The organism is Ochrobactrum sp. A-1 (assembly GCF_022488005.1).
Taxonomy (GTDB): domain Bacteria; phylum Pseudomonadota; class Alphaproteobacteria; order Rhizobiales; family Rhizobiaceae; genus Brucella.
This window is the reverse complement of record NZ_JAKVQC010000009.1, coordinates 1-18438: the sequence shown is the minus strand read 5'-3', so window position 1 is coordinate 18438 and position 18438 is coordinate 1. Positions and strand designations below refer to the sequence as shown.

Genomic DNA, 18438 nt, shown 5'->3' with positions numbered 1-18438 from the left:
CGAAAGTGTTGGATCTGTCCGACTTTTGAGAACGTATGGTGATCACGCTGCGAGGATAGATGTTTCGCGCCGCAATGGCCTGAGATCAACGCCGTCTGTTGGGGTCCAGATGTAATCGCCGGTGAGACTGATGTGCTGCCAGCCGAGTGGGGTAATGTGTTTGATGATGTCAAGCGGCGTGGGAATGCCCTCGCGGTTGAGCTCGGCGAACGCCGGTTCGAGATAGAGTGTGTTCCAGTAGACGATGGCGTTGATTAGCAGGTTCAGTCCAGATGCTCGGTAGAACTGGCTCTCGAAAGTCCGGTCGCGCAATTCTCCGAGGCGATTGAAGAACAGTGCGCGGGCCAAGGTGTTCTGGGATTCGCTCTTGTTGAGGCCGGCCGTCGCGTTCCTGCGCATTTCGGGGTTCTGCCACCACTGGGGCAGAAAGATGGACCGATTGATGCGACCGAGATCGCGTAGCGCCAACGCCAGTCCGTTCTGGCGTGGGAATGCGGACAGCTTTGCCAACAGGGTCGAAGGCCGAACCTGCCCGGAACGGATCGTCGTGACCAGCCGCAGGATGTCGTTCCAGTTTGCCTTGATCCGCTCGACGTTGATGTGCTCGCCAACGAGCGGCGCCAGGTTTTCGGGAGGCGCGTCGCCCGGGAAGAGATAGAGCTTGCGATCCTTGAGACCGCGCAGCCGAGGCACAATCTGGAAACCAACGAGATGGCAAAGGGCGAAGCTCATATCGCTTACCCCGCCGGTATCGACATAGTGGGTTTCGATGGCGAGATCGCTGCCATGATAGAGCAGTCCATCGAGGACATAGATGGCTTCGCTCGCATTGGCATTCATGGCGATGATGTAGAAAGCGCCGTACTGGTCAGAGGTGAACCGGTAGAATTTGGCGCCGGGGTTGGGACCATAGCGGCCGTTGAGGTCGCCGATCGCCTCGGCGTGTCCGCCCGCCGGAAAATACTGGCCATCGGAGGATGACGTTGTTCCATCGCCCCACAAGCTTGCCAGAGGCAATTGCCTCTGGGCGTTGACGAGAATGGCGTGCGCGGCCGTGTAACCTTCCTCGCGAATATGCCAGTCGTGCGCCCAGGCGAGTTGGCGCATCGTAATGCCGGGGGAAACGTCCGCCATTCTCGTGAGACCGAGATTGATGCCGTCCGCCAGGATGGCGGTGAGGAGCGCAAGCTTGTTGTCGGCCGTCCGACCGCTGCGCAAATGGGTAAAGGCGTTCGAAAATTCCGTTCGGGCGTCAACCTCGAGCAAAAGGTCAGTGATGCGGATCGCAGGCAGACGGCTTTCCACCTTTAGCTTCAGCGACTTGGCGATATCCGGAAACATAGCCTTGTGCGGCGTGACGCTAAACCCCGCCCCGGTCAGTTCTACATCGTCGAGCTCGCCGGCTGCGGCCAGACGCGAGAGGTCAGCCAGTCCATCGTTCAGCAGCTGGCGCTGTTGGCGAAGATAAGTCTCGACATCGGTATCAACGGCGATTGGAAGCGCTCCTTCCTCACGCATCAGCTCGAATGTCGGCGTGGGAATGAGAAAGCTTTCGAAAGACTGGAAGCGTTTGGCTCCTTCCACCCAGATATCGCCCGCATCGAGCCGGCGCTTCAATTCGCTGAAAAGGCAAAGCTCATAAGCCCTGCGATCAATCTTTCCATCTTTGAGTATGAGAGGCATCCAGCCCTTCGGCGCAAAGGAGATCGGTGCCTTGTCGGGTATGGTCCTTTTGCCCGTACGATATAGACCCGCGACCACGGATAGCGCCCGCAAGAGGTTCGCCGCCACTGCGTGACCGCGGAACACGAGAGTGGAGAGAAACTGTGGCGCCAGTTTCCTGATCGTCGGATAGCGCTGGAGCATTTCGATTTTACCGTCGATAACATCCGGCGCGATCAGCGTATCAACCGCCTGGACACTGGTTGCAAAAGCTGGCCATTGGATGACCAGATCAAGCGCTTTGGCCATGTCCTCACCCTTCTCTCTGGCCTTGATGATCGCATGGCAGACTTTTGAAACGTCCTTCAACGGCGTCTGCACTTCCCGAACGGATCGGGTGACGCGAGCAGCCGCCTGGTTATTGGCTCGCCGCGTCAGGATGCCCATGAGTTTCTTGAACATGTCGATCGCGCAATCGGTGAGATGGCGGGAAAGGTGGAGCACTGTTGCAGCCAGGACAGCATGTCGGCGTTCGGTGTTAAGGTCGCGCAGATGCTGCGCGCTCATTCGCGTCCCCTCTGCAGCAAATTCGTCAAAGACCTTGGCCGGAATTCGATCCATCAACGTCGTCGGCAGGTTCAGAGACCGGAGAAAACGAATGCGCTCGGCAATTCTGTCGAGGTTGACGGCGGCTGGCGACAATGCCGGCGTTCTCGCCCAGGCAAGAATGGTCACGCTTGTCCCCTCACGCGGATCGAGAAGCTTGTCCAGATCGAGCTTTTGGCCTTCTGAGATCCCGCCGGCCAAGGCCCGATGAGCAATACGAATGCCGCGCCTGATTGCCACATGAATGATGGCTTCGAGCGCTGGCCGCGCTGGCAAAAGAATTCTCCTGCGTCGCAGTTCTTCCACGACCATATCCGCCAATACATCGGCCTGGCGCAGGGTTTGCGCGGCAGGTGTCAGCCAGCCTGTGAGTGCCCGCACGTCCGAAGGCACAAACGGACGCATCTGCATTCTGTAGAAAAGCAGGGCCAGATGCTCGCGCCGCGTCTGTGGGCGCTCGAAATAACGATCGATCTCATGGTGATCGACGCCGATCTGCCGCGCCAGAAATCGTAAGACGCCAGCCGGCAGGACCTCGCCATCCGCAAGCGGTCGGCCAGGGTATCGTAGCGTGGCCAGAACACAGGCGAGGCCCAGTCTGTTCGAGGCCTTGTTCTGTCGCATGATCAGGTCGAGATCCGATCGATCCAGCGTGTAATGTTTGGCGATCTCCCTTTCGTTATCCGGGATGATCGTCGCCTGTTGCCACCATGCCTCGCTCAGTAATGCTCTTCGCGCCATTCTCTGATCTTCCCGTTTCGCCGCGGAGAGTGCAGCGAAACGGAAAATGCGTGTCCGACAAACGAACGTTTCGCGGCATCCACAGTTCTTGTCCGCAAACCTTGTCATGAAACGGCAAATCGGACAATGTCCGAATTCAACGGAAAAACGGACAAACCACGTCTCATGACCTCTATCGGCTATGCAAGGGTCTCCACCGGCGAGCAGGACACCGCCCTGCAACTCGACGCTTTGCGCAAAGCAGGTTGTGAAAGGCTGTTCGAGGATAAGGCATCCGGCGTGAAGACTGACCGCCCCGGATTGGCTGAGGCGATCCGCTACGTTCGCGACGGCGACACGCTCACAGTCTGGAAGCTCGACCGCCTCGGCCGGTCGATGAAGCACCTCATCGAGATCATCACCGAACTGGAGGCCAAAGGCGTCGGCTTCCGATCCATCACCGAAAACATCGACACCACGACATCCGGCGGTCGCCTGGTCTTCCACCTGTTCGGCGCGCTGGCACAGTTCGAGCGCGATCTGATCCGGGAACGAACACGTGCCGGTCTGCAAGCCGCAGAGGAACGCGGCCGACGCGGTGGCCGACAAGTCGTCGTAACCCCGGACAAACTTGCCAAAGCCCGCCAGCATCTGGCGGCCGGTTTGAACGTCCGGGAAGCCGCGGCCCGCGTGAAAATAGGGAAAACCGCCCTCTACGAAGCTCTCAAGGCCGAAAAAGCAACGACAACCACGGTCAAACCAACCTGAGTTCCGGATACGTTCTTAAAAGTCGGACAGATTCGCCACTTTCGTGTCGTGACGCCTTGCTGTGAACAGCGATTTTTCCGAAACATTGCGTAACTTCCGCAAGGAAGGCGAATATCTGGTCGTGGATGGCACGGCAACTCAATACACCCTCCGCGACGGTGATCAGTGGATCTGCATCTTCAACCTTAGAAAGCTGGATTTTGGCGCACCCGATCCCGACATCATGGGTCCTGCGCCTGATCAAGTGGCAACCAAGCGGAGAAGGAGCGGCAACTGATGAAACAGTCTCCCGAACTGGAAGCACTGGCGTCTGCAGATGACGCCGGAGTCAGCAACAAGAATGCAAAGCGGAATCAGACGGCTGCGATGGCGGTATTTCTGCTTGCAGGTGTAGCTATGGCTTATTTTGTTCTCAAACAACCTTCGCAGAAGCCGCGCGATCTCGTGCGCGGTGACGAGGAGTTCAGCACCACGTCGTTCAGACCGCCGTCTTTCGTGCGCGACCAGGATCAGCCTCCTGCTGCGCCCGAACCCAACATCATCAATATCCCGCCGCCTCCACCGCCACCGGAGCCGGAGAAAGTCGACACCACGACATTTAATGTCCCTCCCCCGCCCCCGCCGACAGTCGCGGTGAAGGAACCCGATCAGGCACCCACGCCGGAGATCGTTGAAGAATTTCCAGACCGGTTCAAATCCAAACTTATTCAGATGGATCAAGCGCGATCAGGCGGAGCAAATGGGGGACTTGGTGGCGATAGTGGCGAAGGAACACCGACTGTTGCTGGCGAAGACAGAAACAGCAAGTTTCTGGCGACGGCCTCGGCAATGGCCGACCGTAATGCCAAGGCTACGAAAATCAAGCGCATCGATGCAGTTGTGCCGGAAGGAACGATGATACCCGGTATCCTCGAAACATCGATCGTAAGCGATCTGCCGGGCCAGGTTCGCGCAATCACCTCTGAAGACGTCTACAGTTTTGATGGTCGTCGCATTCTGATTCCGACCGGCACCCGCCTCATTGGTGAATATCAAAGCGACGTCATGACAGGCCAGACCCGCGTTTTCGTAGTCTGGACCCGCTTGCTTAGGGATGATGGTGTAAGCGTACGACTGAATTCCATGGGAACTGACAGCCTTGGCCGATCGGGTCTGACCGGTATCGTCGATAAAAAATGGCGTGAACGGTTCGGGGCTTCCATCATGTTGTCCATGGTCGGCGCCGGCGCAAGCTATCTGACAGGTTTCGGCAGCGGTGAAGCCTTCGGTCGTAACAACGATGATGCGAAACGGAGTGAAGAACTAGCCCGCGAGACGATCGCCGACACTTTCTCCCAAATGGCAAATACCGCACTGAGCGAGAACTTGCGCATCAAGCCGACAATCAGCGTCCATCAAGGCGAACGCATTTTCATATTTGTGCGTCAGGACCTCGATTTTTCGGCCATGTACGACGATCCCGTAACAGAAGCGATGAAGGAAATTCAACGTGAACGCAGGGGCAAATAGTGCGGCAGCAGCCACACAAAGCAGATATTACTTTTTAGATCGAGCACTTGAGCCACTGCGGCCATTTCTCAACGATCCAAAGGTCGTGGAAATAGCCGTCAACAAACCAGGTCACGTCTATATCGAGCGACTTGGTGCCGATCACATGGAGTTCCGCGAGGTTCATGCGCTTTCATCGGCGGAGATTCAGAATATCGGTGAGCGCGTTGCGGGTGCGACTGATCAGTTTATCAGTAAATCCGCGCCAATCCTGAGCGCAGCGCTTCCGACTGGCGAGCGCATTCAGGTGGTTCTTCCACCTGCTGCACCGGATGGCGGCTCGATATCGATCCGCAAGCAGGTCGTTAGCAATTTCAGCTTGGAAGAATACAGGGATAGCGGTTCGCTGGACAAGGTTTCCGTGGCTGTTGGTGGGCTTAGTGATATTGACCGACTGCTGATCGAGCATCTGAAGCAAAACAGAATTTTCGATTTTCTCAACACGGCCATTACGCAACGGGTTTCGATCCTGATTAGCGGCGGTACATCATCGGGAAAGACTACCTTTCTGAATGCCTGCCTGAAATCTGTCCATCCAAAGGAACGAATTATCACGCTGGAAGACACCCGCGAGCTGTTACCGCCCCAGGAGAACCGCGTTCATCTGGTAGCCTCGAAAGGCGGACAGGGCACGGCTGACGTTACAATTCAGCACTTGCTTGAATCGTCCCTTCGTATGCGTCCTGACCGGTTATTCGTTGGCGAGATCCGTGGTGCTGAAGCGTTTTCATTTCTTCGCGCCATCAACACCGGTCATCCAGGTTCTATGTCGACCGTTCATGCCGATACTCCGCAAGGAGCATACGAACAGCTCGCCATGATGATGCAACAAGCCGGGCTATCGGGCGGCTACTCGAAGCATGACCTCATGTCGTACATTCGAATGGTCATCCCCATTGTCATCCAGTTGCGCCGAGACGGCGGAAAACGAGGCGTATCGGAGATATTTTTTGCGCGAAACGAGGAGCCATGAGCAAGGGATACAAAGCGGTTTATCTAATATTCTGTGCTGGCATCGCATTCTTGGTCTGGACCTCGGCTTACGGAGTCGTACTCGGAGTCATTTATCAAGACAGCCGAATTTTGAATATTACCATCACCGAGAATCCTTTTGCTCCGCTTCAGCAAGTCTGGGCCTATGCGTCCAACTCAACTCTGCAGCGCATTGCCATCGGGGCCCTATTGCCTGCCATCGCAGCCGCGGTCTTTGCGGGCTATCTTGGTCTCAGAAGCTACGAAAACCCCTTGGGCGATGCAGCTTTTCAAGACGTCATGGGCCTTCGTCGCGGCAAGTGGTTCCGCAAGAAAGGGCATATATTCGGTCGGTTCGGCCGAAATGTGCTGCGAGCGGCCGACAGTCGCCATCATCTGATTATCGGCCCTACACGATCGGGAAAAGGAGCGGGTTATGTCATTCCAAACGCTCTCATGCATGAAGGGTCAATGATCGTATCCGACTTGAAGGGCGAAATTTTCAAAGCGACAGCAGGGTATCGCAAGAAGAACGGTAGCCAGGTTTTCCTCTTCGCCCCCGGCTCTGAAACGACAAATCGATATAACCCTCTCGATTTTGTGCGCCCCGAGCGCGGTAATCGCACCACGGATATACAAAATATCGCCAGCATTCTCGTGCCTGAGAATCTAGGCTCTGAAAATTCAGTCTGGCAGGGCTTGGCACAACAAGTCGTAGCCGGGATTATCAGCTATGTTCTGGAGAGCCCCTATTATCACGGACGGCGCAACCTCGGCGAAGTCGTTTCCTTCGTGAACAGTGGTGTTGATCTTCAGGCGCAGATCAAGTTCATCAAGGAAAAAGAGCCTAACCTTTCAAAATATACGGTCGAAAGCTTTAACGCATTTCTTGCTTTGTCAGAGCGGGCGGCAGCATCTGCGCTACTGGATATCCAGAACGCGTTTAGACCCTTCCGAAATGAACGTATTGTAGCCGCGACAGAAATAACCGACATGGATATTAGCGCCATGAAACGGCGGTCTATCTCGATTTATCTCGCACCAAATATTACCGATATAACGATCCTGCGCCCACTTCTCACTTTGTTCGTGCAGCAGGTCATGAACATTCTGACACTCGAACACGATCCCAATTCCCTTCCCGTTTATTTTTTGCTGGATGAATTTCGACAGCTTAAAAAGATGGATGAGATTATGACGAAGCTTCCCTATGTTGCTGGTTATAATATCAAGCTAGCTATCATTATTCAGGATCTCAAAAATCTAGACGAGATTTATGGGGAAACTTCGCGACACTCCCTTCTCGGCAACTGTGGTTATCAACTTGTGCTAGGTGCCAACGATCAGGCCACAGCGGAATATGCATCGCGTGCACTTGGAAAAAGAACTATCCGCTACAAGTCGGAATCCCGCACGATCGAGATTCTGGGTTTACCTCGGCGAACAAAAGTTGAGCAAATCCGCGAACGCGATCTAATGATGGCCCAAGAGGTGCGGCAAATGCCAGAAAACAAGATGATCTTGCTCGTTGAAGGACAACGACCGATCTATGGCGACAAGCTGCGATTTTTCAACACCATGCCCTTCAAGGCCGCTGAAGCTTATTCGCAATCGCATGTTCCTGATGTGCCGACGATTGAATATCTACCTCATAGGGCAGTTCCAGCACTGACGAGCGAATACGCGAGTGATGGGCAACAGGCCGTTGAGCAGACAATTAGCCCCCTGCCCGCCCGTCCTGAAAAGCATGAGGAACCTCTGCATAAATCGGGCCCAAACAATTCTCCGTCAATTCCTAACGCTGATGACAGGAAAAAAACAAATAGCAGGACGGTCAATCTGAACGTCAAATTAGCTTCAACAGGGAGTGACACGAAGTCGGCAGCTCCTCCCACTGACATCCATGATCGGATTGAAGAAGTCGAAGCGCAGCTTAAACCGAGCGCAGAACGATTATTGAAGGCTGTGAACGAAAAAGTCGAAGCCTCGGGCGCATCGCCTCGAAAGCGGAAAAGTTATCTAGACATATTCAATGCTACTGTGCCAGACCCGGAAGATATTGGGCTGATAACCAATGTCACATTGTGAAAATAACTGCGGCACTCGAAAGAGGTGTTGAGTGAGACTCAGCAATCGCGCCGAGCTCAGCAGCACAATTGGGTATAACTTGCCTCGACGCTTCTGACCGGCCAAATTGAAAAAGCTGCCACTCAATAGGTCGCCGAATTCCGGCAGCTTTGCGCCTTCATTGCAGCCGTTTACGCAAACCTTATCCTAGTTCGAAAGTAGACGTTGCCGACCTTCTCGGTGCTTGTCGGCTTGCGTTCTCAAGTCGATTTGTTGCACTTTGCGCTTGTGCTCGCCGAATTCGGGTTCTTGCTTAGGTGTGCCGACGAGGGAGGTCGGTGTGTACGTTTAACTGCACAAGATCTGCGTACCCGCCGCTCCGCACGCAATGAGAAACTGTTTCCAGCTCCTACATTCGTCGACTTCCCTACCGACGAAACTTAGGCTTCCAGCTGTCGATCAGATCCGCTTCTTCCTGTTCGTCAGAAGGCTCGTCTTCCCGGCCGATATGCGGCGAACTGAGAATGGTGAGCACCTTTCCATAATTACCCAGACCGATGGATTCGGCAGAAACAAAAGCCTTCTGCGTGCCACCAAACCAATCGCGGATATCGATCTCATCTTCGATCACCCCACCCGCACGAACGCGACCGACATCGGCCGCGAGACGTGAAGTGGGTGTTCCAACCGGCACAGGTGAATCCTTATGCACCCAGTCGAGCTTAGGCAGCGATTTCATCGCGTCAGATCGGAAGCAATAGTCAACTGTGGTCCCCGTACTCAGGATCACTGCCACGGCGGCATCACTCAACTCTGCGACGCGAATTGCAGTGGCTGTGAGGGACGTGTCACACAGCTCGGCCATCTCTCTGATAACAGAAAGGTCTGGAACGCGATCGGCAAGCGCCTTCTTAAATGGTTTCCGCGGCATCAACAGGCCGGCTGCGAAATGGTCGGCTTCCAGCTCGTAGGAATTCTCCGTGACGAATCCTGCTCGCGAGACATGCACGCCATCGACCGGCAAGACATGATCGATATGTCCGGGCAAAAAGTAGTGGCCCAGCTCGTGGCTGACGGAAAAGCGCTGAAAGCCTGGCGACGCGATACTGGTGGCATACATGATGCCAAAGGTGTTGCCGTAGCGGTGCAGCATGCCGGACACGCCTTCAACTTCTGGCGGCTTCCCCTGAACAATGATGTCGCGGCTCTCGGCAATGGCGAATGGGTCGACCGGCAACGTGTCGATTCCTTCGTCGGTCAGAAACTGTTCCGCACCCTGCTTTGCCAACAAAAGGCGGAATTTACCCACCGCTATTCCCCTTTTTAGCGTTGCGATCGGCAAGCACTTTCAGGAAATCGCGCGCGATCTCGCGATCGTTTGCACTTAGCTTACCGACATCCCGGAAAAGCGGATCGCCGGCTTCTGCAAGGCCGGGCTCCTCAACGCGGCCGAGCAGAAAATCAGTGGTCATATCGAGCGCGTTCGCCAGCCTGCGCAGCGTATCGAAGGACGGCTTGCGCGTGCCCGTCTCGAAATGCGCGATCGAACTGGGCGGCATGCCGGCTTCGGTGGCGAGGTCACTCTGGCTCCAGCCGCGGATTTCGCGCGCACGGCGCAATCGCTGTTGAAATATCACTGAGGGCGGCTGTGCATCGGCCATGTCGACTCCGGCATGTTGTACTTGACGATCTTTTATTGATCGCTTATATCTCGACATATATAACATGGCGAACTCGACATGGAAAGGAAAACTGACAAATGAGCCTGCTCCACGTCGATCACGCCGACCTGGTCCGCTTCGCTGCCGAGAAGGTGAATCTACCGAAAGAGCAGGCGGACGAGTATCGCGCCCAAGCGCGCCGACTACGCGAAAAGCTGGAAGGCTACTTACAAGAACACCCGGATTTCACGCTACGGAAAATGCTGCTTTCCGGCAGTCTTGCCAAAGGAACCGCCCTGCGGTCACTAAACGACATTGACGTGGCCTGCTATATCAGTGGCGCCAACGCGCCGCAGGATGTGCAGGCGCTGCTTCAATATCTCGCCGAACGCCTGCGTAAGGCGTTTCCGAATTTCAGTCCCGATCAGGTTCAGCCACAGACCTACAGTGTGACAGTTTCGTTTCGCGGCTCAGGCCTCGACGTCGATGTCGTACCGATCCTCTACGACGGCGACCTGCGATGGTATGGGAATCTCGTTAGTCAGGAAGATGGCAGCTTCCTGAAAACGAGCATCCCACTGCATCTGGAATTTGCACGCAAACGGAAGGCAGCCCAACAAACACATTTTGCCCAGGTGGTGCGGCTCGTCAAATTCTGGACTCGCGTTATGAAGCGCGAGCGCGACGGCTTCCGCTTCAAGTCCTTTATGGTCGAGTTAATCCTCGCCCACCTGCAGGATAAAGGTGCGGATTTCTCAAACTACCCAGAGGCACTGCAGCAATTTTTCACCTACATTGCGACCAGCAACTTCCGCGAACAGATCCTATTTTCTGACTACTATCCTGCATATACCGTCGGCACATTTTCTGAGCCGATGAAAATCATCGACCCCGTTAACGCGCAGAACAATGTCAGCCGCCTCTACACGGTGAAGAATATCGAGATGATCGTCGAGGCCGCACTGGACGCGGGCGACGCCATTGATGCGGCGCTGGCAGCGCCGACCAAGGGCGAGACGGTCTACTACTGGCAAAAAGTCTTCGGCACAGCTTTTCAGGTATGATCTAATGACTCAGAGCTTTACCTACACCGACACCACCATCTTTACCGTTACCCACGCGCAGCATATCGCTGCCAAGGTCGCGACCGATTTGAAGCGCGTGCAGCGCTTCTACAATCACCCGACCGACGAACGGATCGGCAATTATGAGCGCGAATTGATCGCGATGCTGAAAGGCAAATACGTCGAAACTGTCACCTACGGTTTCCGGCGTAACGAGCAGTGGATCGAACCGACCCTGCGCTACACTGCGCAGGAATTGTCCGGCACAGGCCATAGCGATGATGATCCCGGAAAGATCAAGCCTGGCGCGAGTGTAGTCGGGGCGAGCTTCTATTCGTATATGACCTATACTCCCGCCTATTACGCGCTGACCCAAGCTGAGCGTGATACGCTCGGCAAGACGCTGCCCTTCACGCGCGGTGACGCGCCGGAGCCCGGCGTATCGGGCTATTTCAGTAGCGACCAAATGTACTCAGCCGGTGGCCGCGCGCTGAACCGGTCTACTGTGAGGTCCTGACATGAACGCGATGAAACCGACCGAAAGCGTTTTCGAGCGCCGCATCAGCTACCCGGATTTTGCCGCACGCGATCGACTGGCTCGGTTGGTCGGTCTCGACGATCAGATCTCTCGGATAACGAAGGTACTGGGTTTGCTGGTCAACCCTACCAGCCTTGAGACATGGGCGAAAAAGAATCATCCGCAGATGAAGACGCTGCTGACCTCCGTCTTGCGGAGGCCGCCGCTCGTCGTGCTTGCCGGTGACGTCGGCTCGGGGAAGACCGAACTCGCCGAGACGGTTGGTGATGCTGTCGCGAGACAGGAGGATATCGAGATATCGCTGTTGCCACTCAGCTTGTCGGCGCGAGGGCAGGGGCGCGTGGGTGAAATGACGCAGCTGGTGACGACCGCCTTCGACTACACGATTTCTGAGGCAACTAAGCTGAAGGGCGCAAATGGGCGGGCGCGTGGAGGTGTCATCTTGCTGGTCGACGAAGCCGATGCGCTCGCGCAGTCGCGCGAGAACGCCCAGATGCACCATGAAGATCGCGCCGGCGTAAATGCGTTCATTCGTGGTATCGATCGGATCGCAAACGCTGCGCTCCCCGCCGCCGTCATCATGTGCACTAATCGCCTCAGTGCGCTCGATCCGGCGATTAAGCGCCGCGCCGCGGATATCCTGTCTTTCGCGCGCCCAAACCCTGAGCAGCGTCAGGCGCTGCTCAGTCATGCCCTGTCGGAGATAGGCTTCTCCGCTTCGGATATCGGCAAATTGGTGCAGGCGACCGGACCAAGGAAGGACAGCCCCCACGGCTTTACCTTCTCGGACATCATGCAGCGTCTGTTGCCGACGATTGTTCTCGACGCCTATCCGCGACACGCAATCGCACCAGCCCGCGCCATCGAGATCGCAATGCACATGGTCGAGACACCACCTTTTCAAGATGGAGCAACGTCATGACAGAATGGTCATTGCCCCGTCTTCTCGAAGGTCTACATACCGACATGCAGGAACGCTTAAACAAAGCGCGAAATCTGATGGGGCACCCCGTTGCTAAGGGTGACGCTAGTGAGACAGCCTGGCTGACGATGCTCCAAAACTATCTACCGAAGCGGTATCAAGCCGAGACGGCTTTCGTCGTCGATAGCACAGATCACTTCAGCCAGCAGATCGACATTGTTATTTTTGACCGCCAGTACTCGCCTTTCATCTTCCTATTTGAGGGAAGCAAGATCGTTCCAGCAGAGGCGGTTTATGCTGTCTTCGAAGCGAAGCAATCGATCAATGCGGATCAGGTCGAATATGCTCAAACAAAGGTCGAATCGGTCCGCAAGTTGCATCGTACCAGCCTGCCGATCCCGCACGCAGGCGGAGTGTATCCGCCAAAGCCACCGGTGCCCATCATCGGCGGGCTGCTGACCTTCGAGTCCGATTGGAAACCTCCGCTCGGCGAACCTCTTCAGGCAGCCTTGTATAAAGGCGCGGGAAACCGGCGGCTCAATATGGGTTGCGTCGCTGCACACGGCAATTTCGTCTATCAGCCAACACCCGGCGAATACGAAATTCAGCCGGAGAACCGGCCGGCGACGGCATTCCTGTTCGAATTGATCGCGCAGCTGCAGTTTAGCGGTACCGTACCCATGATTGACATTCGGGCATATGCTGAGTGGCTCGCCAAGTAGTCGCCGAAGTTTAGCATCATCCCAACCATTTCATCGATCAAGCGATTTGGTCGGACGGAGAACGTCACCTTACCGCCTGACGATCGCCAGAATCAGACAGGCCGTTCTCGGCCCCGACTCCGTCGTGCATCTCATCCAGAATGAACGGCGAGTTGCGGGTGGGAACGGAGCCCTTCGTAACGACCTCTAGAGGGCCGAAAGCACTCATTCGAAACGTGGTGAAATTGCAGAATTAGAGAATGTCGCTCGACTTTGGCCGGTCCATGCGTTTTCCGTGACCGTCTAGAACCTACGTCGATATGCGACAGCGATCTGACCTTTGAACTTCTCGCTTGTAATTGTGTACCACTATAACTTACCAAGTCACACGCGAGGAAGGATGACATGGCATCATACTCATTCTTATGGTTAAGAGTATGCGGCATTCTAACTTGTCAATTGACAATTTAATATGGCGGAGTATATATTTTGCCTAGAAAGAGGCACACGTCGAAGGAAATAGAAGGCGTCCTCCAGGAGCTCGAAAAGCTCGGGTGGAACCTGATCGAGGGAAAAGGGCATTGTTGGGGTATCCTGCGTTGCCCTGCCAATGATCAGGATTGTCGCTGTGGCGAGTTTTGCCAGATGTCGGTCTGGTCGACACCCAAAAACCCTCAGCAACATGCTAAGAAGCTCCGCCAGAAAGCCCTTGCTTGCGTGCAACTAAAGAAAAATGACGAAGGAAATGTCGATGGCTGAGGAATTCGAATTCGAATTAGTTTTCGCGCTCCCTGACGGGGAACACGATCCATTTGTGTTGTCCGATGCCATCTTCGAAGCTGGCTTCGAAGACGCCCTGGTGGGCACTGGTACACCCGGCTTGCTCGGTGTCGAGTTAGAAGCGGAAGGCGATGACGCTGAGAACGTAATTCTTAATGCAGCACGGGCGCTGATCAAAGCGCTTCCCGAAGGCACGACCCTTCACGAGGTTCGACCTGACCTGGTAAGCCTGGCTGACGTCGCTGAGAAGCTTGAAGTGCAGCGGCAGGCGCTCCAGCAACGAAAAATGCCTCTTCCTGTCGCAGGCGGACTCTACCGGATCGATGAGATCGTTAAGGTTGTGACAGAAGCATCTAAGCCTCAGGAGGGCCGTCGGCGCCCGCGTTTCAATATAGCCGCCGCATCAAAGTGGTTTCGCGCTGGCGACGCGGCGCGGCGGGTGAATGCCCTCCTGACTATGAAAGAGATCGACCCTTTAACGATCGAGTTGAGGCCACGTCAGGAACGCTAGGGGAGCTCCACAGTCCACCGCCTACAGCGGCCAGCTATAGGGTCGTCATTTATGCATTAGATATATTAAAGACATTGAGTTTTACACTCGGGCATCGGATTCGACTTAGCCCGTTTATTCCCGCCCCATAATGTAGTTTGCTCCTGTAACTGACCCCATACCCGTTTAAATCTCAATCCCACTTCAAACTTTCCGAGCAGCAAAAGCGCCCGACAGATATTTAATATATATTGCCTTCAAAACGGCAAAAAGCTCGCAATGTAAGCGATCACATCCGTTGCCCATGCGACGGCCGCGTTGAACCAGTCCCGAATGATAGTCGCGATGTACACGATCGCAACCAGTCCCAGGACGAGCCAGAACAGAACCGCAAAGAATTTTGCAAAAGCATCGTCGGCCTTCGGATCGGGAGGTGAATTATAGATGTAATCGTGTCGCATCGTCATCTAACGCTCGTGTTCGTCGCGTTCCTTCTTTTGTTCTTGCTCTAGTTCCTGCAATCGTGGAACCTGTTGTTGAGGAGGATCTGTACGGGCAGTCTCTCCGTCCCGAACGACGGCCTTTGTTTCCATATTCGCCCGATTATCGAGTTGTTTGGAACCTTCAACTTTCTCGTCGGTCCGATCCCGTTCTTCAAGCAAGTTCGCTTCCCATGCCCGGCGATCAACCATTTGATCGACGCGATGCTTCTGTCCGTCGATCTCCTGTATGACGGTTTTCATGACGCGTTCCGTACCAGTGGACCGCAAATGAATTTCATCGCCGATATCAGCGCCGGCGCGATGCAACGCATCGGGTAATCCGACACCCCAGACCGTGCGATTGCCATTGGCGGTTTCAATAACGACGAACGGCGAAGGCTCGTTCTTTTCATTATCCTGATAGGGTTTCTCGCCTGTCTCGACGAGGATACCCTGAACACCCTCCTTATAGTCGACGGTTTTGATGTGCGGCGTTCCGGAATTATCTGCATTCTGTTGCTCTTTATCGACCTTGCTCGACTGATCCGAACCTGCAGATTGCTCCTGATCCCGGTGAACCGCATCAAGTGCCCTTCCCTCGATCGGAACAATTTCATTACGCAAATAGGACTGCTCCCGGCGAGCCAAATCTTGCCAATCCAGTTCAGTCGGCTGATAGCCCTTGACCGAAATTCCGTGCGCCTGGCCCTCCAGCCAAGTTTCACGGCGGAACTCCTTGCTCCCCGTTATCTCGATGCTCGTCCAGCCTCGATGCGCTGCTGTTTCGATCATCAATCGAACGCCCTGAGCATCGAACGATTTTGCGCGCAGCTTCTCTCCATTGTCCTGGAACACTTCGCGCTCACCCTTTGAATCGGCAAAGACTCGCTGCGTCCCCCCGTGATCCTCACGAATATAATATCGGCTCGTGATTTCACTCGGGAATGAACGATCCATTTCGGCCTGATAAGATGCTGCCGCCGCTTTCTCCTCGTCATCCATGCTCGAACGAGGTTCGTTGGCAAAATCTGCAGATGGCCGACCCGGCTCTGCTTCCGCGACAACATGCGCTGGCTTTGCAATTTCGGAATCGGGTTCCCGAGCAATCTGCATCGACGAGCTATCCTGCTCGCTTTCACGCGATGGGGTTTCGACGCTCAATCCACGCTGTTCCGTCAATTCCATATGCTCGCGCATTAGATTGACATGCTCGCGCGTATACTGCGCTACCTGATCCAGATCGGCTTTCTCCTCCGGTCCGAGATTGCGGCCAAGCCGGAACAAAGCTGTTTCAACTTCTTTCTCATATGCCTCAAAATCGCTTCTCGACATTTCGCGCACTTTGTCACCCTCCAATATGATGTTTTGCAACTTTACCAAATTGATGCGGTAATGTGACCCGAAATCTGCATGAACGATGTTAGAAGTTTTAGCTTCAGATTGAAGCGAACTGGTTGATATAACTATATCTCTTTGTTGCATGGCATACGCCGCAATCTGACGATCGCCGCTCGCCATTGCTACTTTCTCCCATCCCTGTGTTACCTTTATGGTATATTCACGGCTTCGGATGCTTCGAGCCATGCTACGCCGACCTGAGCGCTTTGCGTCATAGCGCGACTGAGCCGCCTCGCTTGTCCCTTCATGTTGCGTTCTTCCATCCCGACTAACCGGCCGAACCTGATTGCGCGTGTAGGCTGGAGCATTTGCGAACTCGCGCCTGTCGGTCATTTCCATTGCGATACCGTGTTCGCGCGCCTTTTCGGCCATAAGCTCGCGCCACTGACGAAAAACCTGTGGCGAGGTTTCCACCCGATCACCGGCATCCGAACGCATAGCGATAATGGCATGAGCATGTATATGCGGTCGCTTTCCGCCCTGCCCCATCTCCTTCGGGTCGCTGAACGGATCATGCATCGCAAATATGTAGCGATGCCCTTCGAACTGCGCGGCCAGAAAATCCCGAACAGCGCATTCGAAAGCCTGAACATTGGTGCCAGCTTTGGCAGACATGATGAGATGCATCACATCCCTGCCCTTACGGCTATGCAATTCCCGACGCCACTGCTTTTGCACCAGGTCGCCGGCGGAACGCGCATCTGAGACAACGCGCCCCTTATGATCACGAACGTCGCCCTTATGATCCTCGACCAGACTTCTCAGCTTGGCGGCGCCATATTCAACGCCATTTCCATACCCGGTAAAACGGAACCGCGCCCTCTCGAGCTCGGACGCTGCGCTTTCGTTGTAACGCCTCTGAATAATGTCCGCCGCCTTCGTGTCGCCGGTCAACCGCTCCCCTTCCATGCTGCGCAACACCAACACCCCGTCAACGTCTAAAACGCCATGCGATGGCTGCGAAACAGCATAAGCAAAGCTGCGATGACCGAATGCGCTTGCCAGACTATCCCGCACGAGTTGGTGCAAAGCTTCTTCTGTTGCGAAACCGACAGCTTCGATCGTCACCCGGAACGTTCCAATATCCCTGCTCTCGGCACGATTTTGAAACAATGGTTCCCAATCTCCACGCAACTGGGCAAGTTCCTCGCGACCCTGAAGGCGCTCACCGTTTTCCTTTTCGACGCGTATTTCCCCGCTTCGCGAAACGTAATTGACCATCGCACCGAACCGCGCACCGCCACCGTACGACGCCATTTTCACCACCGCCGGTTGACTACCCGCTGCGACTGCGGCCAAACGTGTTTCCATCGGTCTGGGGGCGGCAATCGGCTTGTTTGCCGCACTATGAACGCTCGCCAGCGCTCTTGATGTTCGCGCCCGCGTTTTGGGCACTGAGACACCGCTTGCTGCTGCGCCACCGCCTGCGATCTGTAATTCGCGCAACCTCCGGCGCATTTCTTCCTCGGCGCTTCCTGCAGCACTCGAACCAAGTGAAAGCTCATGCAGCAACGCCGCTCGGCGATGCTCCCACTCACTCTCAAAAGCCCCGAGAAAAAATTCCATGGTCGCTAGTCCTTGCTGCGGTTCCTATACCCTGACCGCTTGGTAACGCGTCTCAGTTCACTGAGAACCGCAACCTGCATCTTTTGTACGTCACCCACCACCATGCAGATTTCGCCATCTGAAACCGATTTGCCGCTATTCAGCGCTCGAGCGACCTGATTGAGATTGATGCCAATCATGCGCATATCCTCAAGCAGGAGAGACAAAAGCGCCCTGTCTTCGTCGTTGAAGATCGGTTTTATCCCGGCGCCTTGCAGCAAAACGGCCTTGAAAAATGCGCTCATCGTCATGTCGGCCGCCTTTGCGGCTGCGTCGATCGCGTCATATTCGTCCGCCGAAACACGGCTATGAATGGTTTGCGGCTTGGGTTTTGCGACCCTTATATCCTCTGAAATTGCTTCATTCATAGGCGTTGTTAGCTCCAATTCAGCGCAGCAATCGACAATCACGGACGTGTTTCGCGATTGGTCAGAAAAAAATGTAGCACATTTTT

Annotated in this window: 15 protein-coding genes and 1 pseudogene; 10 read left to right on the top strand and 6 right to left on the bottom strand. The window is 55.0% G+C overall.

Annotation, left to right across the window (positions count from 1 at the left end; genetic code table 11):
- Positions 1-42 precede the first annotated feature (42 nt).
- On the bottom strand, positions 43-3009 hold the full coding sequence (locus tag MKS82_RS27395) for a Tn3 family transposase (protein WP_109614870.1): 2967 nt from the start codon (positions 3007-3009) through the stop codon (positions 43-45).
- A 165-nt stretch (positions 3010-3174) separates the two neighbouring features.
- Between MKS82_RS27395 and MKS82_RS27390 the strand changes: the two genes are divergently transcribed.
- The 5 genes and pseudogenes from MKS82_RS27390 (at position 3175) to MKS82_RS27370 (ending at position 8364) form a co-directional block, all read left to right on the top strand.
- Positions 3175-3756, top strand: a complete 582-nt coding sequence (locus tag MKS82_RS27390; RefSeq protein WP_109614887.1) for a recombinase family protein — start codon at positions 3175-3177, stop codon at positions 3754-3756.
- Positions 3757-3814: 58 nt separating this feature from the next.
- Positions 3815-4033, top strand: a pseudogene (locus MKS82_RS27385) (conjugal transfer protein TrbG); the annotation flags it as partial.
- On the top strand, positions 4033-5265 hold the full coding sequence (virB10, locus tag MKS82_RS27380) for a type IV secretion system protein VirB10 (protein WP_240578212.1): 1233 nt from the start codon (positions 4033-4035) through the stop codon (positions 5263-5265). The pseudogene MKS82_RS27385 and the gene virB10, both read left to right, overlap by 1 nt.
- The gene (virB11, locus tag MKS82_RS27375) at positions 5246-6277 is read left to right on the top strand and encodes a P-type DNA transfer ATPase VirB11 (RefSeq protein ID WP_240578213.1); all 1032 of its coding nucleotides are present in this window, start codon (positions 5246-5248) and stop codon (positions 6275-6277) included. The genes virB10 and virB11 overlap by 20 nt, the downstream gene beginning before the upstream one ends.
- A complete protein-coding gene (locus MKS82_RS27370; RefSeq protein ID WP_240578214.1) occupies positions 6274-8364 on the top strand; it encodes a type IV secretory system conjugative DNA transfer family protein in 2091 nt (696 codons plus the stop codon). The genes virB11 and MKS82_RS27370 overlap by 4 nt, the downstream gene beginning before the upstream one ends.
- A gap of 406 nt (positions 8365-8770) precedes the next feature.
- Here the strand turns inward: MKS82_RS27370 and MKS82_RS27365 are convergent, their stop codons facing one another.
- Positions 8771-9652, bottom strand: coding sequence for an ImmA/IrrE family metallo-endopeptidase (locus MKS82_RS27365; RefSeq protein ID WP_240578215.1), 882 nt, complete (start codon positions 9650-9652; stop codon positions 8771-8773).
- Complete coding sequence (locus tag MKS82_RS27360; RefSeq protein ID WP_240578216.1) at positions 9645-10004, bottom strand: helix-turn-helix domain-containing protein; 360 nt, start codon at positions 10002-10004, stop codon at positions 9645-9647. Before MKS82_RS27360 ends, MKS82_RS27365 begins: the two co-directional genes overlap by 8 nt.
- 98 nt (positions 10005-10102) lie before the next feature.
- Between MKS82_RS27360 and MKS82_RS27355 the strand changes: the two genes are divergently transcribed.
- The 5 genes from MKS82_RS27355 (at position 10103) to MKS82_RS27335 (ending at position 14520) form a co-directional block, all read left to right on the top strand.
- Entirely contained in the window at positions 10103-11068 is a 966-nt protein-coding gene (locus MKS82_RS27355) for a CBASS oligonucleotide cyclase (RefSeq protein ID WP_140905780.1), read from the top strand.
- Between the two features lie 4 nt (positions 11069-11072).
- Positions 11073-11585: an HORMA-1 domain-containing protein gene (locus tag MKS82_RS27350; protein ID WP_140905779.1), complete on the top strand. Its 513-nt coding sequence runs from the start codon at positions 11073-11075 to the stop codon at positions 11583-11585.
- A 1-nt stretch (position 11586) separates the two neighbouring features.
- A complete protein-coding gene (locus tag MKS82_RS27345; protein WP_140905778.1) occupies positions 11587-12528 on the top strand; it encodes an AAA family ATPase in 942 nt (313 codons plus the stop codon).
- Positions 12525-13250 (top strand): DUF6602 domain-containing protein, encoded by a 726-nt coding sequence (locus tag MKS82_RS27340; RefSeq protein ID WP_140905777.1) that lies wholly within the window; start codon positions 12525-12527, stop codon positions 13248-13250. Before MKS82_RS27345 ends, MKS82_RS27340 begins: the two co-directional genes overlap by 4 nt.
- 730 nt (positions 13251-13980) lie before the next feature.
- Positions 13981-14520 carry a hypothetical protein gene (locus MKS82_RS27335; protein WP_240578217.1) on the top strand — a complete coding sequence of 180 codons (540 nt, stop codon included), beginning with the start codon at positions 13981-13983 and terminating at the stop codon, positions 14518-14520.
- A gap of 236 nt (positions 14521-14756) precedes the next feature.
- Here the strand turns inward: MKS82_RS27335 and MKS82_RS27330 are convergent, their stop codons facing one another.
- Genes MKS82_RS27330 through MKS82_RS27320 form a run of 3 tightly spaced genes read right to left on the bottom strand, consistent with a single transcriptional unit; the run spans position 14757 to position 18352 of the window.
- On the bottom strand, positions 14757-14966 hold the full coding sequence (locus MKS82_RS27330) for a hypothetical protein (RefSeq protein WP_240578218.1): 210 nt from the start codon (positions 14964-14966) through the stop codon (positions 14757-14759).
- Entirely contained in the window at positions 14967-17945 is a 2979-nt protein-coding gene (locus tag MKS82_RS27325) for an LPD7 domain-containing protein (protein ID WP_240578219.1), read from the bottom strand.
- A gap of 5 nt (positions 17946-17950) precedes the next feature.
- The gene (locus MKS82_RS27320; RefSeq protein WP_181394333.1) at positions 17951-18352 is read right to left on the bottom strand and encodes a plasmid mobilization protein; all 402 of its coding nucleotides are present in this window, start codon (positions 18350-18352) and stop codon (positions 17951-17953) included.
- Between the last annotated feature and the right edge of the window lie 86 nt (positions 18353-18438).

Excerpts from the sequence above, each read along its gene's own strand:
- MKS82_RS27395 (WP_109614870.1), bottom strand. The coding sequence starts at position 3,009 with ATGGCGCGAAGAGCATTACTGAGCGAGGCATGGTGGCAACAGGCGACG.
- MKS82_RS27390 (WP_109614887.1), top strand. The coding sequence starts at position 3,175 with ATGACCTCTATCGGCTATGCAAGGGTCTCCACCGGCGAGCAGGACACC.
- virB10 (WP_240578212.1), top strand. The coding sequence starts at position 4,033 with ATGAAACAGTCTCCCGAACTGGAAGCACTGGCGTCTGCAGATGACGCC.
- MKS82_RS27370 (WP_240578214.1), top strand. The coding sequence starts at position 6,274 with ATGAGCAAGGGATACAAAGCGGTTTATCTAATATTCTGTGCTGGCATC.
- MKS82_RS27360 (WP_240578216.1), bottom strand. The coding sequence starts at position 10,004 with ATGGCCGATGCACAGCCGCCCTCAGTGATATTTCAACAGCGATTGCGC.
- MKS82_RS27355 (WP_140905780.1), top strand. The coding sequence starts at position 10,103 with ATGAGCCTGCTCCACGTCGATCACGCCGACCTGGTCCGCTTCGCTGCC.
- MKS82_RS27350 (WP_140905779.1), top strand. The coding sequence starts at position 11,073 with ATGACTCAGAGCTTTACCTACACCGACACCACCATCTTTACCGTTACC.
- MKS82_RS27345 (WP_140905778.1), top strand. The coding sequence starts at position 11,587 with ATGAACGCGATGAAACCGACCGAAAGCGTTTTCGAGCGCCGCATCAGC.
- MKS82_RS27340 (WP_140905777.1), top strand. The coding sequence starts at position 12,525 with ATGACAGAATGGTCATTGCCCCGTCTTCTCGAAGGTCTACATACCGAC.
- MKS82_RS27335 (WP_240578217.1), top strand. The coding sequence starts at position 13,981 with ATGGCTGAGGAATTCGAATTCGAATTAGTTTTCGCGCTCCCTGACGGG.
- MKS82_RS27330 (WP_240578218.1), bottom strand. The coding sequence starts at position 14,966 with ATGACGATGCGACACGATTACATCTATAATTCACCTCCCGATCCGAAG.
- MKS82_RS27325 (WP_240578219.1), bottom strand. The coding sequence starts at position 17,945 with ATGGAATTTTTTCTCGGGGCTTTTGAGAGTGAGTGGGAGCATCGCCGA.
- MKS82_RS27320 (WP_181394333.1), bottom strand. The coding sequence starts at position 18,352 with ATGAATGAAGCAATTTCAGAGGATATAAGGGTCGCAAAACCCAAGCCG.